15 protein-coding genes and 1 pseudogene are annotated in these 14,000 nt (G+C 64.9%); 13 read left to right on the top strand and 3 right to left on the bottom strand.

Annotation, left to right across the window (positions count from 1 at the left end):
• Window positions 1-52 precede the first annotated feature (52 nt).
• Complete coding sequence (gene hemW, locus V7R84_RS02860) at window positions 53-1,261, top strand: radical SAM family heme chaperone HemW (RefSeq protein WP_338571830.1); 1,209 nt, start codon at window positions 53-55, stop codon at window positions 1,259-1,261.
• Window positions 1,262-1,287: 26 nt separating this feature from the next.
• On the opposite strand, the pseudogene V7R84_RS02855 reads toward hemW, so the two are convergent.
• A pseudogene (locus tag V7R84_RS02855) lies at window positions 1,288-2,211 on the bottom strand (helix-turn-helix transcriptional regulator); the annotation flags it as partial.
• 86 nt (window positions 2,212-2,297) lie between these two features.
• On the opposite strand from V7R84_RS02855, the gene V7R84_RS02850 reads away from it, so the two are divergent.
• Entirely contained in the window at window positions 2,298-2,855 is a 558-nt protein-coding gene (locus V7R84_RS02850) for a DinB family protein (RefSeq protein WP_338571829.1), read from the top strand.
• 133 nt (window positions 2,856-2,988) lie between these two features.
• Here V7R84_RS02850 and V7R84_RS02845 read toward each other — a convergent pair whose 3' ends face one another.
• On the bottom strand, window positions 2,989-3,660 hold the full coding sequence (locus tag V7R84_RS02845) for an NUDIX hydrolase (RefSeq protein ID WP_338571827.1): 672 nt from the start codon (window positions 3,658-3,660) through the stop codon (window positions 2,989-2,991).
• A 76-nt stretch (window positions 3,661-3,736) separates the two neighbouring features.
• Between V7R84_RS02845 and V7R84_RS02840 the strand changes: the two genes are divergently transcribed.
• The 8 genes from V7R84_RS02840 (at window position 3,737) to V7R84_RS02805 (ending at window position 10,052) form a co-directional block, all read left to right on the top strand.
• Window positions 3,737-4,774 carry an SPFH domain-containing protein gene (locus V7R84_RS02840; RefSeq protein WP_338571826.1) on the top strand — a complete coding sequence of 346 codons (1,038 nt, stop codon included), beginning with the start codon at window positions 3,737-3,739 and terminating at the stop codon, window positions 4,772-4,774.
• The gene (locus V7R84_RS02835; protein ID WP_338571824.1) at window positions 4,771-5,646 is read left to right on the top strand and encodes a hypothetical protein; all 876 of its coding nucleotides are present in this window, start codon (window positions 4,771-4,773) and stop codon (window positions 5,644-5,646) included. Before V7R84_RS02840 ends, V7R84_RS02835 begins: the two co-directional genes overlap by 4 nt.
• 9 nt (window positions 5,647-5,655) lie before the next feature.
• On the top strand, window positions 5,656-6,345 hold the full coding sequence (locus tag V7R84_RS02830; RefSeq protein ID WP_338571822.1) for an SDR family oxidoreductase: 690 nt from the start codon (window positions 5,656-5,658) through the stop codon (window positions 6,343-6,345).
• Window positions 6,346-6,459: 114 nt separating this feature from the next.
• Entirely contained in the window at window positions 6,460-6,819 is a 360-nt protein-coding gene (locus tag V7R84_RS02825) for a GntR family transcriptional regulator (RefSeq protein ID WP_338571820.1), read from the top strand.
• Window positions 6,816-7,547, top strand: a complete 732-nt coding sequence (locus V7R84_RS02820; RefSeq protein ID WP_338571819.1) for an ABC transporter ATP-binding protein — start codon at window positions 6,816-6,818, stop codon at window positions 7,545-7,547. Before V7R84_RS02825 ends, V7R84_RS02820 begins: the two co-directional genes overlap by 4 nt.
• Window positions 7,532-8,347 (top strand): hypothetical protein, encoded by an 816-nt coding sequence (locus tag V7R84_RS02815; protein WP_338571817.1) that lies wholly within the window; start codon window positions 7,532-7,534, stop codon window positions 8,345-8,347. The genes V7R84_RS02820 and V7R84_RS02815 overlap by 16 nt, the downstream gene beginning before the upstream one ends.
• 55 nt (window positions 8,348-8,402) lie before the next feature.
• On the top strand, window positions 8,403-9,260 hold the full coding sequence (locus tag V7R84_RS02810) for a DUF3097 domain-containing protein (RefSeq protein WP_338573802.1): 858 nt from the start codon (window positions 8,403-8,405) through the stop codon (window positions 9,258-9,260).
• Window positions 9,261-9,269: 9 nt separating this feature from the next.
• Window positions 9,270-10,052, top strand: a complete 783-nt coding sequence (locus V7R84_RS02805; protein ID WP_338571815.1) for an inositol monophosphatase — start codon at window positions 9,270-9,272, stop codon at window positions 10,050-10,052.
• On the opposite strand, the gene V7R84_RS02800 is transcribed toward V7R84_RS02805, so the two are convergent.
• Window positions 10,053-10,901, bottom strand: a complete 849-nt coding sequence (locus V7R84_RS02800) for an MBL fold metallo-hydrolase (protein WP_338571813.1) — start codon at window positions 10,899-10,901, stop codon at window positions 10,053-10,055.
• Between the two features lie 86 nt (window positions 10,902-10,987).
• Between V7R84_RS02800 and hrcA the strand changes: the two genes are divergently transcribed.
• From hrcA to V7R84_RS02785, 3 genes are read left to right on the top strand one after another with little or no spacing between them, the layout of a single operon-like run.
• Window positions 10,988-11,995 carry a heat-inducible transcriptional repressor HrcA gene (hrcA, locus tag V7R84_RS02795; protein WP_338571810.1) on the top strand — a complete coding sequence of 336 codons (1,008 nt, stop codon included), beginning with the start codon at window positions 10,988-10,990 and terminating at the stop codon, window positions 11,993-11,995.
• 3 nt (window positions 11,996-11,998) lie between these two features.
• Entirely contained in the window at window positions 11,999-13,165 is a 1,167-nt protein-coding gene (gene dnaJ, locus V7R84_RS02790) for a molecular chaperone DnaJ (protein ID WP_338571807.1), read from the top strand.
• The gene (locus V7R84_RS02785; protein WP_338571806.1) at window positions 13,162-13,890 is read left to right on the top strand and encodes a 16S rRNA (uracil(1498)-N(3))-methyltransferase; all 729 of its coding nucleotides are present in this window, start codon (window positions 13,162-13,164) and stop codon (window positions 13,888-13,890) included. Before dnaJ ends, V7R84_RS02785 begins: the two co-directional genes overlap by 4 nt.
• The last annotated feature ends 110 nt before the right edge of the window (window positions 13,891-14,000 follow it).

Here is a 14,000-nt window from a genome sequence, read left to right as displayed (position 1 = left end):
AAACGTTTACCGCGCGGGCCTGGGGCGGGAATTTGAGCGTATATTTCTTCCAGTGGCCAATCAGCTGCCTGCCGGAGACCCAGTGCCTTTCGACGGGACCTTGCCCAGCTCCGCGCTGGCCGGGCTGTCGCAACAGTCATTGTCCATCTATCTGCACGTTCCCTTCTGCCGCAGCCGCTGCGGCTACTGCGATTTCAACACCTACACAGCCTCCGAGCTGCGGGGCATGTCCACGGGCGACTACCTCGCCGCGGTGTTGCAGGAGATCACCCTTGCCGCTCGGGTGCTTGGCAGCGAGGCGCCTGAGGTGACCACGGTCTTTGTTGGTGGCGGCACTCCTACCATGCTTCAGGCCGGGGAATTGTCGCGGCTCCTGGATGCTGTCCGGGAGTGCTTCGGACTAGTCCACGACGCTGAGATCACCACCGAGGCCAACCCCGAGACCGTGACCCCGGAATACCTTCGACGACTTCGGGAAGCCGGTTTCACGCGGATATCGCTGGGAATGCAGTCAGCGGTGCCACACGTTCTGGAAGTCCTGGAACGGGCGCACACCCCTGGACACGGCATCGATGCAGCGCTTTGGGCCCGGCAAGCCGGTTTCGAACACATCAGCCTGGATCTGATCTTCGGGGCCCCGGGTGAATCCACGGCCGACTGGAAGGAGAGCCTCGAAGCGGTGGCCGCGGCACCCGTTGATCACGTCTCTGCCTATTCCCTCATCGTGGAGCAAGGAACACGTCTGGCAATGCGGGTTCGCAGAGGTGAGGTGTCAATGCCGGATGACGATGAACTCGCCGAGAAATACCTGATGGCCGAGCACCACTTGACAGCGCTAGGATTCAGCAACTACGAGACCAGCAACTGGGCACATGGCCAGGCGGCGCGCTGCCGACACAACCTGGCCTACTGGCGGGGCGGGAACTGGTGGGGTATCGGGCCGGGTGCCCACAGCCACATCGGAGGCGTCAGGTTCTGGAACCGCAAACACCCGCGCAGCTACGCGGCCACCCTGGCCGACGGCCACACCCCGGCTCAGGGCAGGGAAGTGCTGTCCTTAGAGGATCGCCGGGTGGAACGGGTGATGCTCGAACTCCGGCTGGCCGAAGGGCTGCCGCTGGGGGTGCTCACCGAAACCGAATCTGCCCGGGTTGAAGGGATTGTTGCTGAAGGATTGGGAGTAGTGGAGGAGGGGCGGCTCTCGCTCACCCTGCGCGGTCGGCTCCTGGCTGATGGTGTGGTGCTGCGGCTGCTTGATTGAGCGGCCTCGGCGAATTCTGTAGCCAGGTCAGCCAGGGCGTTTCGCAGAGAGTTGCCACGCACAACGCGCAACTTCGCTCCCAGCGAGCGTGCAAGGCCGATGAGGTGCCAGGCCATGTGTTCAGGATCGTCGGCTCCCACTCGCAGCATCGAGAGCCCATCGTGTTCCTCCAGCAACTCACAATGGCGTCTCGGAATCCTTCCCTCCAGGGAACGTGAGGGACAAGTGAGCGTCACCACCGCCTCGTGAGGCCAGCGTTCCGGGTTGCGACCCAGCAGCATGTCGCGAGGATTGGGCGGTGTACGGGGGGTGAAAGTGAAGGTGAGGACCTGCACCCGGTTCATGCGATCCAGACGGAAGATCCGCCAGTCGGAACGCAATCGGTCGAAGGCGATCAGGTACCACTTCCCGGCCTGAGTAAGCAGCTGGGCGGGTTCCACGTCCCGCTCGGATTCCTCCCCGTCGCTGCGTACGTAATCGATTCGCGCCAGGCGGTGGTCGCGTTTGGCCTTCGCCAGTGCCGCCAAGGACTGCCAGGAAATCCCGGGGCGGGTGGATGGCAACGTCGCCACGGCCTCCGACACCGCCGCGACCTCGGGGCGAATCTGCGTGGGCAATACCTGGTCGAGTTTCGCCAGGGCCCGCAGCGCAGCTTCACCGATCTGGTCGCTGCCGTCCATGGCGGCCATCCTCAGGCAGGCCGTCAGGGCGATGGCTTCGTCGTCGTCGAGCACCAGCGGGGGCAGGGCTTGACCACCCGACATGCGGTATCCACCGTCTAGACCCTGCACGCTATCCACCTGGTAGCCGAGCTCCCGGAGCCTGATGACGTCACGTCGGATGGTTCGCTGCGTGACCCCAAGCCTTTCCGCCAGCTCAGATCCAGTCCACGTGGAGCGGGACTCGAGCAGCCCGAGCAGCCGCAGCACACGGTGGGTGATCTCGCTCATGAATCCAAGCCTCGTACGGGTAGCGGACAGGATCTGTCCGGATTGTGCGGCAACGTTGGTGTCGACCGAATCAAACAGGAGGAAACATGTACTTCCCGGCCATCCACGATGAACGCACCACGCTGCGAAACTACATGCAGGTGCAGCTCCAGGCCATCCGGGACGCCGCCTACGGGCTGACCGACGCACAGGCCCGGCGGCAACCCCTGGCCTCGGTGTTCTCCGTCTCCGGGGTGATCAAGCACTGCTCCTACGTCCTGCGCAGCCGGCTCGCAGCGGCCGGTGTCCTGGATGCGAAGCCCGGCTACGAGGATTTCATGGCCAGTTTCACCCCCGGCGAGGACGAGGATCTCGCCACACTCCTCGAGAACCACGACAGGCTCTGTGAGCAGTATCTGAAGCTGGTGGAGGAGACCGATCTGGATCAGGTGATACAAGTCCCACCCGCACCTTGGTACGGACGCAACGAGCCCGCTGATACGACCATGCGCTACCTCATCGTCCATGACCTAGAGGAGTTCGCCCGGCATGCCGGACATGCGGACATCATCCGGGAGCAGATCGACGGCGCCAAGGCCGCAGAACTCAACGCGACCGTGGAGGGCCGGCCCGCCAACAAATTCGTCACGCCCTGGAAGAAATGACATGGACTGGTTGGGGAGGCGGATTCCCGGCCTCCCCAACCATGCTGCAGTTCCGGCTCGGCCCAGTGGTCACGGATCGGGACGGGATCGAACTCCAACAGGCACTTCCAGAGGGCTGTGTGAACGCGTCCCGTCACCCTTCACGCATGATCGGGGGGTGAAGGCTACTCGCGGTTCCTGCTTGATAGAGGGCTGCGGGCCTCCCGCGACCGCCGCTGCGGGTTCCGCACTCGATGACGAATCCCGGCGATCCCAGAACCTTGCGTGAAAAGTTCCGGGGATCTACCTCGACGCCCCAGGCTGCCTCGTAGACCTGCCGCAGCTCGGTCATGGTGAACCGGGGCCCGCAAAAACGGGTTGCCACTGTCGTGTATTCCAGTTTCGCCCTGGCGCGTTCGATCCCTGCTCGGAGAATTTCGTCATGATCGAAGGCCAGAGAGGGCAGGTCGTCGACCGGACACCAACGGGCCTCGCAGGCATCCGACCCGGAGGTCAGGCCGCCGAGGGAAGCGGCCAGGGCGAGATGGGCGACCGAGACCACGCGTCCTCGCGGGTCGCGCCCGGGTTCACCGAAGGTGGCGAGCTGCTCCAGATGGGTTGCGCCGAGATCCAGGCCGGTTTCTTCCACCAGTTCGCGTCGGGCCGCGTCCATTACTGACTCCTCGGCTAGAACGAAACCGCCTGGCAGGGCCTGTTTCCCTTCGTGTGGGGGGATGCCTCGTTCCACCAAGGCCACCTGCAGACGGGCATCCGCGATGGTAAGTACGACGATGTCGACGGCGACGGTCATGACGGGAAGTCTCATGCGCCAAGATTAACGTCGATTTGACAGAATCTCCAGAAGGCTTTAACGTCAATTAAACATTAATTAGGAGGTTCCAATGGCCACCATTCATCGCTACCCGTTCTTCTCCCACGCCACCAGTTCGGCCACCAGGGCGCTCTTCCAGGGAAGGCGCGGAAGGCTGATCAACCGAGGTGCCGGGGCCTCGTTCTGGTTCCGCCCGCTCGACACCAACCTCTCCGAGGTGCCGGTCGACGACCAGGAGTTCGGGAATATTTTCCGTGTCACCACATCCGACCGTCAGGAGGTCAGCGTCCAGACGGCCCTCACTGTTCGTATCGTCGCCCCCGAGCTGGCCGCCCGGAGGGTGGATTTTGAGATCGACCAGCGAACCGGCGAATGGACCGGCCAGCCCCTGCAGAACCTGCAGAACCGCCTCGCTGAATCTGCGAAACAGTTCGCGGCGGAAGTGGTGGCTCGGGAGTCCCTCGGGACAGTTCTCGACGACGGATTGCGGCTGGTTCGTGACGCGATCATCGAGGGTCTGTCCGGGGAAAGCCAACTCAGTAGCGCGGGCATCGAGGTGCTGGGGGTCCGGGTCGTCGCCGTCAGGGCCGACGAGGAACTTGAAAGGGCGCTCCAGACCCGTATCCGTGAGGAGGCGCAAGCCGATGCGGATCGTGCCACCTACGATCGACGGGCGCAGGCGGTGGACCGGGAGCGGGCCATCAAGGAGAACGAACTGAATAATCGCACCGAACTGGCCCGCCGCGAGGCTGATCTTGTGGAACTCCAGGGAATGAACGAACGCCGCCGCACTGAGCAGGAACTGGAACGCGACCGGCTCCGCAATGAAGCAGAGGCGGCGAACAGGCGACTACGAATGGAGGCCGAAGCTGATGAGGTCACCCTGATGGCGGAGGCCAGGGCGGGCGAGGTGGCCCGAATGGCAGAAGCGGAAAATGCTGCCCTCCAAGCCAGGCTGGAAGCATTCTCTGCAGGGGAACCGGCAGCGGTGCTGGCGGCAGCGGCTCCGGGTGTGCTGTCTGCATTGCCGGAGATCAACTCGCTCACGCTCACCCCCGACCTGCTCGCAGGCGGGGTCTCCAGGCTCCTGGAGGAGGTCCGGGGATGAGCGCGCCGCGTCTCGTCGTCGTGCATCGACGGACCTGGCTGGCCGAGCTGCTCGAGGTTCACTCGACGCTCGGTGCCGTCGAGTTCTTCCTGAGCGGCCGTGGGCTGGGGATCGAGGCCCTGCGGGCCGCCGACGAGGCGCAGTGGCGAACGCTTGACGCCGTCTCGAACGCGGTTCCGGCCCAGTGGCGTCACGCGGAGGTCGAGAGGGGGCAGCTCTCCCGGTTCCTCTTCGAACCCGATGACCTGGTGGTCGTGGTCGGGCAGGACGGGCTGATTCCCAATGTCAGCAAGTACCTGCGCGACCAGCCGGTGCTCGGCATCGGCCCGGGCGCGCCGGGGGTACTGTGCCGTCACTCGCCCGGGGATCTGCGGGATCTGCTGGCGGGTCGAACCAGACCGGAAACCGAGGTTCGGACGATGGTCGAGGCGATCGTCGACGACGGGCAGCGGCTCCGGGCTCTCAACGAGATTTTCGCCGGGGATCGTGGTCACCAATCGGCCCGTTATGACCTCAGGATCGGGAAACATGTAGAAACGCAGTCCTCCTCCGGGGTGGTGGTGGGGACCGGGACCGGTGCCGGCGGATGGCTGGCATCGCTGTGGGGGCAGAGCCACCCCGGTTTCGGCCTGCCGGGGGCCACCTCCGGTGAGCTCGCCTATTTCGTGCGGGAGGCCTGGCCGTCGGATGTCACCGGCACATCCCTCACCGCAGGGCTGCTCGCGGAGGGGGAGGGGCTGGAGCTCTCGGCCCGCTCCGCCCTCGTGGTCTTCGGAGACGGCATCGAACGCGACTTCCTGCGCCTCGAATGGGGACAGGCGCTGACCGTGCGGAAGGCCGAGGGGGGCCTGAAGCTCATGTGCCTGAAGTAAATTCTCTCCATGATGAATCGCCCTGTAGCCCTCGTGACCGGAGCAACCCGCGGCATCGGTCGCGCCATCGCCGTCGAGCTCTCCTCGACGCATCGGATCCTGGTGGGCGGTCGCGACGCCGCCCGGGCCGGGGAACTGGCCGCCGAACTGGATGACGCGGCGCCCTTCGCCTGTGATCTGACGGACGAGGACGCGGTCGCCGCGGCCTGTGCAGGGATCGGGCGGCTGGACGTGCTGGTCCACTCCGCCGGCATCGGGCGCTCGAACGACATCGGAACCGCCTCTCGGGCGCTCTGGCGCGAGGTCTTCGAGACAAACGTGTTCGCCGTCGCCGATCTCACCCGTCTTCTCCTGCCCGCCCTCAAGGCCACCCGGGGGATCGTGGTGGCCATCAACTCCGGGGCCGGGTTCTTCTCGAGCCCCGGCGGGGGAGTCTACGCCGGCTCCAAGTTCGCCCTGCGGGCGCTGACCGACGCCCTTCGCGAGGAGATGCGCGGAAAGGTGCGGGTCTGCTCCATCCATCCGGGGCGGACCGACACCGACATGCAGCGTGAGCTGCAGGCGGCAATGGGCAACGAACACTACGACGGTGCGCGCTACGTTGCGCCCGAATCGGTGGCGGCTGCCGTGCGGCTGGCCATAGACACCCCGGACAACGCCACCGTTGAGCAGCTGAGCATCCGCCCCAGCGTTTCCTAAGCCGGGCTCGCCGCGCCCCTGTCCGGGCGGCGCCGTGCGGCGGTCCCGGTAACTTGACTCACAACGCCGCTGTGCTACTGTATTAAGTACTTAATACGGCAAGACGGAGGATGCATGGATTTCGATGCCAGCCGCCCGATCTGGCTCCAGCTCCGAGAGGAGTTCACCAGACGGATCGTCATCGGGAGATGGCCTCCGGGCAAGCAGATCCCCGGGGTCCGGGAGCTCGCGGTCGAACTCGGGGTCAACCCGAACACCGTCCAGCGAACCCTCGCCGAGCTGGAGCGCGACGGCCTGTGCCGCTCGGAGAGAGCGGTGGGGCGGTTCATCACCGATGACGCGGAACGCATTTCCCGGCTCCGGCGCGACCTGGCGGCGGGAGCGGCGGACGAGTTCACAACCCGGGTGAAGGGTTTCGGGCTGACCGAGGCCGAAGCCGTGGCACTGATCACAGAAAGGTGGAACCAGCAATGAACGAGGCCGGCCCCAGGAGCAACGGGCCACTGATCGAGGTCCGCGGCCTGAACAAGAACTTCGGGCCGATCCCGGCGCTCGCGGGCGTGGACCTGGAACTCGCGGGCGGGCAGGTGATCGGCCTGCTCGGGGAGAACGGTTGCGGCAAGACCACGCTGCTGAAGGTACTGGCCGGGGTCATGCAGGACCACGCCGGGCATGTGAGGATCGCGGGCAGGCGACTGGGTCCCGGAACAAAGGCATGTGTGAGTTTCCTGCCCGATGCCAGTTATCTGAAGGACTCGGCCACCGTCTCGCAGTGCATCGGGATGTTCTCGGACTTCTTCTCGGATTTCCGGGCCGACAAGGCCAGCGACATGATCAAGTTCTTCGGCCTCGCGGAGAACATGAAGCTGAAGCAGATGAGCAAGGGCATGCGTGAGAAGGCGCAGATCGCCCTGGCGATGTCGCGCGACGCCAAGGTCTTCCTGCTCGACGAACCCATCTCCGGGGTCGACCCGGCTGCGCGAGACGTGATCCTCAAGGGAATCGTGCGCAACCTGGAGTCAGACGCCCTGGTTCTCATCTCAACCCACCTCATCCACGATCTCGAAACGGTCCTCGACGCCGTCGTCATGATGCGCCACGGCAAGGTCCTGCTGACCGGGCAGGTGGACGATCTCCGCGCCGAACACGGGCTGTCCATCGACGCGCTCTTCCGAAAGGTCTACTCATGGTCCGCACACTGATCAAACACGAGATCCTCCGCACCGGCCCCATGATGGGCCTGGTATTCGGAGTGGGCACCCTGGTGCTGCTGGGATCGGGATTTCTGACCCATCTCAATGTTCCCGTGGTTTCCGCGGTGTTCGGGGTTTTCGGCCTCTTCCTCGTCGGGTGCATGTGGCCCTTCATCCAGCTCGTCCTTGCGGTCGACTTCTGGCGCACATCCTGGGGGAGGATGGGATACCTGACCCACAGCCTCCCGATCAGGGGCTCAGCGATCCTCGGCGCGCGACTGGTCTGGGGTGTCATGGTCCAGGCGATCGCCCTGATATGGACGGTGTTGGCCTCGCTCGCGATGGTCTACCTGGGCGGCCCGGTCTTTCAGGGAGACGGGCCGGCCATGGAGGAGGCGATCCCGCGGTTCCTGGCCTCGCTGGGTGAGCTGCTGCCCTGGTGGCAATGGGCGCTGGTGATGCTGCTGGCCCTGTTCCTGGGCTGGTTCTACCTCGTCATGTTCTACTTCGCCGCCACGATCGGCAGCGACCCGAAACTGGCCCGGCTCGGTGTCGCGGGGCCGATTCTGACCTGGATCGCCAGCTATCTGGTGACCAGCATCCTGTTTCTCGGGGCGATCTTCCTCCCCGTCGGCCTGACATATGCGGGCGGAGGCCTGGACCTCGGCCTCGTGGACACGCTGCACGCCTACCAGATGCAGGAGAACACCATTATTCCCCTCGGTTGGGTGGTCGCGATGGCGGTGCTTGCTGTGGCCTGCCTCCCGTGGATGGTCCACAACTGGAATCGCAGGATCTCTCTCCGGTGAACCCGGAACCCCAGGCCCCGGTCGTGTCCAAACGCGACCGGGGCTTGTCGCGTCTATCGTGTGGCAAATGGATCGGTACCGCGACGACGTGCTGCGCCCCGGCTGGCAGAGGGCCCACCTGAAGAAAACCCGCGACATTCCCGTCGAGAAGGATCTCGTGGTCGAGTTCGACGACTTCTGCGGGGCCGTGGTCGGTTGGGAGAACGGCATCGTCGTGCTGGAGGACCGCAAGGGGAAGAAACGCAGCTTCCCCCTCGGACCGGGATTCCTGCTCGAGGGGGAACCGGTGGCCCTCCGCCCACCCCTGCGGGCCGCGGCCACGAAACCCCGCTACACCGCATCCGGGTCCCGGGCATCGGAAACCCCGGAACCGGCGAGAGAGGCGCTGCCTTCCCGCATCTACGTCGAGGGCCGGCACGACGCCGAACTGGTGGAGAAGGTCTGGGGTGATGACCTGCGCCACGTGGGGGTGGTGGTGGAATATCTGGGTGGCATCGACGATCTGCCCGCCATCGTCGCCGAGTTCAACCCCGGTCCGGGGCGTAGGCTGGGGGTGCTGGTCGACCACCTGGTGGCGGGCAGCAAGGAATCCCGGATTGCGAAGCAGGTGGCTCGAGCTGGATACCGCGACCACGTGTTCGTCACCGGACACGAGTTCATAGACATCTGGCAAGCCATCAAACCCGAACGCATCGGGCGCAAAGCTTGGCCCCAGGTTCCCAGGGACCAGGACTTCAAGAAGGGGACACTCAAGGCTCTCGGCCTGCCGCACACCGACCAGGCCGACATCGCGCAGGCGTGGCGGGCGATGCTCGCCCGGGTGCGGACCTGGCGCGATCTCGAACCCCAGCTGAACCAGCGCATGGAACTGCTGATCGATTTCGTCACGCAGGATCACCTCGACCTTGGATAGTGTGGCCCCATGGACACCGCAGCCATCCTGGAGTTGATCAAGGAGACCGCCGAAGAGGTCATCAATCCCCGGTTCCGGGCGCTGGAGCGGGCGGACGTGGAGGCGAAGACATCGCCGGATGACCTGGTCACCATCGCGGACAGAGAGGCCGAGAACCTCCTCTCCTCCGCATTGCGCCGGATCCACCCGGACGCCCTGGTGATCGGGGAGGAGGCGGTGTTCGCCAACCCGGAGCTGCGCCGGAAACTTCCCGGAGCCGAGCATGCCTTCGTCATTGACCCGATCGACGGAACCCGCAATTTCGTCGAGGGACGCCGGGAACACGGGGTGATGCTGGCGGAGACCCGGAGCGGGGTAACCACTCGGGGATGGATCTGGCAGCCGCGGACCGGGCGCGGATATGTCGCTGAGAAGGGTGCCGGGTTGCGCCTCAACGACGAGCCGATCACCCCGGAACGACACGACCGGTCACCTCTCGGGGCCTCGTCCAAGACCCACGTCCAGGGGTTCACCGGGGGCGGTGAACTTTCCCCGGTGGTCCGTTCCCTCTTCGCCTGCGCGTTCGACTACCCGAGGGTGCTGCACGGGGAACTCGACTTCATCCACTACACCAAGGTGATGCCGTGGGACCACCTGGCGGGATCGTTGATGGTGGTCGAGAACGGCGGGGTTTCCCGGACCATGAATGGCGCCGACTACACGGCGGCCAGCGAGGCCAACGGGCTGCTGGTGGCCCGCGACCCCGAGATCTGGGAGACCGCCCACCGTTGTCTGGATGGGTTGTTCAGCTGATCAGACCAGCGGCAGGTGCCGCCTGGGCACGATCCCCTTCTCGGCCAACCCCCGGTAGACCAGGGGCAACACGACCCGCATCGTGTCCTCACCGAAGGGCCAGTCCGCGGATCCAAGGGCATCCTCCAGCGCCACACCCCGGTACACGAGGTTCTCGACCGTGCCCTGGACCATGGCGATCTCGGCCCGCTGCTGGAAACAGAACTCCCGGTCCACCGTCAACGCATCCCTGGTGGGCGGGGCGTGCCCGGGAACGAAACGCGTCGCCTCGGTGGAGACCCCCAGCACGTCGTCGAGGACCTTCGGCCAGTTGCCGATATCGGAGGCGGGCCCGAACTGGGGGTCGCCCGCGCTCTCGATGAGATCGCCCATGAAAATGACATCCTCCCCGGGAACCACCACGACGATGTCTGCCCGGGTGTGTGCGGGACCCAGATGGAGCATCTCGAGACGAACACCCCCCAGGTCCAGGAATTTCGCCAGGGAGAACGTCTCATCCGGTGCCGGCAGCCGCGAGAGCTCGATGGCTGCCGCGGCATCCAGTATCTCGGCCTCCGGGTCACGGAGCAGGTCCTCGTGGGCGATTGAGGTGATCCCCACCATCCCTGCCAGGCCGAACCAGTGGTCATGATGTGGGTGGGTGACCACCACGCGGCTGACCGGAACCCCGACCAGGTCGCGTGCCCTTTCCAGTAACACTGCGCCCTGCTCGGGGGTGGAGCCGCAGTCGATGAGCGCGGCCTGCTGCTCGCCGGCGACCAGCCCGATGGTCACCCCGTAGGGGTGTAGGACGCAGAGGTGGATGGACGGGGTCACGGATCGCCACGTTCCGATGGACGACTTGCTCATGGACTGAGAGTACAGCTGTGGGTTGGATCTGCCGGCGTGCTCTACACTGGCACTCGCATGCTTCGAGTGCCAATGAGGAGGTGATCATGCTCGACGAGAGGAAGATGCAGGTTCTGCGAGCCATCGTCACGGACTACGTAGCCAGCCGTGAGCCCGTTGGTTCCAAGGCCCTCGTGGAGAGACACCAGCTCGGGGTTTCCCCGGCAACGGTACGCAATGACATGGCTGTGCTCGAGGAGGAGGGCTATATCGCCCAGCCCCACACCAGCGCCGGGCGCATTCCCACCGACAAGGGCTACAGGCTCTTCGTCGACAAGCTCGCCACCATAAAACCGCTCTCTGCAGCCGAGCGGAAGGCGATTAACGCTTTTATGGCCGGGGCCCTGGACCTCAACGACCTGGTCACACGCACCGTGCGCCTACTGGCTCAATTGACCCATCAGGTGGCGATCGTCCAGTACCCCTCGGCGCAGCGCAGCACCATCGCGCACGCCGAACTGGTGCAGCTGGCCCCGGGACGACTCCTGGTCATCGTGGTCAGCTCCACGGGCCGGGTGGATCAGCAGATACTGGAATGTCCAGGCCTGGACCCAGAGGTGGTGCACATGGCCAACCTCAGGTTTAGAGAAGCCGCGGTCGGGCGCACTGCGGCCGATGCGGTGAATCGGATGGTTACCGTCCTGGACGAACTTGATCCAGCCCGACGTTCTCAGATCAATCCAGTGTTCGCCGTCGCCCTTGAACTGCTCGGGGCAGAGCCGACCGCCCAAGTCTTGGTGGCTGGCGTGCCGAATCTTGCTGGTCACTCCTTCACCACGGGACTTCGCCCCCTCTTGGAGGCCTTGGAGGAGCAGGTGGTGCTGCTTCGTCTCCTTGACGAGGCGACCAGCGATGACATCACGGTGCGAATCGGGGCTGAGAACACCGCGGAGGGTTTCAAGTCCACGTCCTTGGTCGCCACGGGTTACTCGGTCGGCAGCGAGCGCGCCGCATCACTCGGGGTGGTCGGTCCCACCCGCATGGACTATCCCTCCACCATCGCATCCGTACGCGCCGTTGCGCGATACGTGAGTCGTATCCTCACAGAAGGCTGAGCATTGAGCAAGAACTACTACGACATCCTCGGAGTCGACGAGGATGCTACGACAGAACAGATTAAGAAGGCCTATCGTCGCAAGGCCATGAAGGTGCATCCTGACGTGGCGCAGGGAGAGGATGCAGCCGAGAAGTTCAAAGAACTCAGTGAGGCCTACGAGGTGCTCAATGACCCCAACAAACGAGCCATCTACGACCAGGGCGGTGATCCGCTCGGTCGCGGCGGCGCAGGAGGAGCAGGTGGTTTCGGTGGAGCAGGGTTCGGTGGATTCGATTTCTCCACCATCATGGACGCCATGTTCGGGGGGCAGGCCGCCGGTCGTGGCCCTCGCTCCCGGGTCCAGCAAGGGCACGATGCGCTCGTCAGGGCTGGACTGGAACTTCACGAAGCGGTTTTCGGATGCACAAAATCAATCAGGATCGACACCGCTGTCGTGTGCCCCAAGTGCCAGGGGGCGGGCGGGGAGCCTGGCTCCAAACCCGTGACATGCACCACGTGCCGTGGGCAAGGTGAGGTGACCACGGTGCAGCGCAGCTTCATCGGGGACATCCGTACCGCGCAGCCGTGCCCCACCTGTCAGGGCTTCGGGACGATCATCCCCAACCCTTGCGGGGAATGCTCCGGGGAGGGACGGGTGAGCAGTTCCCGTGACATTTCCGTGCGTATCCCGGCAGGCGTGTCGACGGGGAACCGGATCCACTTGGATGGCCGAGGCGAGGTGGGGCGCGGTGGTGGCCCAGCTGGGGACCTGTACGTTGAACTGATCGTGGCCGAACATGAACGGTTCCGTCGTGACGGCGACAACCTGGAGGCGGTGATGACCCTGCCAATGACTGCGGCTGCTCTCGGCACCAGTGTCGAGTTGACCACCCTGGAAGCCGAGTGGGAGGGCTCTGAGGAGGCAGAGCGGAAAGTCACCGTCGACGTTCCTGCAGGGACACAGTCAGGCACCCGGATACCGCTCAAGGGTCGAGGCGTGCCCAGGCTGCGTGGAGGAGGCAGGGGCGACCTGGGGGTCACCATCATCGTTGAAACCCCGCGAAAACTGGACGAGAAGCAACGCGACCTACTGCGCCAGCTTGCTGAGCTGCGTGACGAGACCACAGTTGAGGCGAAACATTCAGGACACAAGGGTGTCAGGGGTTGGTTCAAGGAAACCTTCGGGTGAGCGATCCACTCTTCCTCGCGCGCTTCGACATGGTGCGGATCGGCGGGATCGTGGAAGTGACCGGGGACGAGGCCCGGCACGCAGTGGTCGTCAAACGTACGATACCGGGGGAGAACGTGCTGGTGGCCGACGGAGCAGGGCAGGCCATCCGCGGGCGCGTTGTCGTCGCTGAGAGAAATCGCATGGCAGTTGAGGTGACCGAGATCCTGGGAGTCCTTCCTCGCGCTCACCGTTTCGTGGTCGCCCAGGCGTTGGCCAAGGGCGATCGGTCGGAACTCGCGGTGGAGATCATGACCGAGGTAGGTGTGGACGAAATCCTTGCCTGGCAGGCATCGCGTTCCATCGTGCGCTGGCAGGGGGAACGTGGGGCGAAATCCTTGAGTCGCTGGGCTGCCACCGCCAGGGAGGCCACCAAGCAGTCCAGGAGATTTCGGATCCCTGAGGTCTCGTTCGCTAACACCAACCAGGTGGCGGAGCGGATCGGGGCGGCGGAGCTTGCCTTGGTCCTGCACGAGTCAGCGGAGAAGCCTTTGGCCCGCATGAATCTCCCTGAGGCGGGAGAAATCCTGCTGATCGTGGGGCCGGAAGGGGGGATCAGTCCGGAGGAGCTGGAACGTTTCCAGCAGGCGGGGGCGGCTCCGGTGCGGATCAGTGATGGTGTGTTGCGCACCTCCACGGCGGGAGCCATTGCCATTGGACAGCTCACGGCGCTGGGGGAGCGCTGAGAGTTCATTCCTCTATCGCGAGAACTGTCGCTCGACATCTCGGGCCGTCGCATTCGGAGATAGCATGCTTCCCCGGAAGTCCTTTCCGGGGAAGCATTCTGATCGAGGTG

Source organism: Arachnia propionica, from assembly GCF_037055325.1.
Lineage (GTDB): Bacteria > Actinomycetota > Actinomycetes > Propionibacteriales > Propionibacteriaceae > Arachnia.
This window is presented reverse-complemented; position numbering and strand designations above follow the sequence as displayed.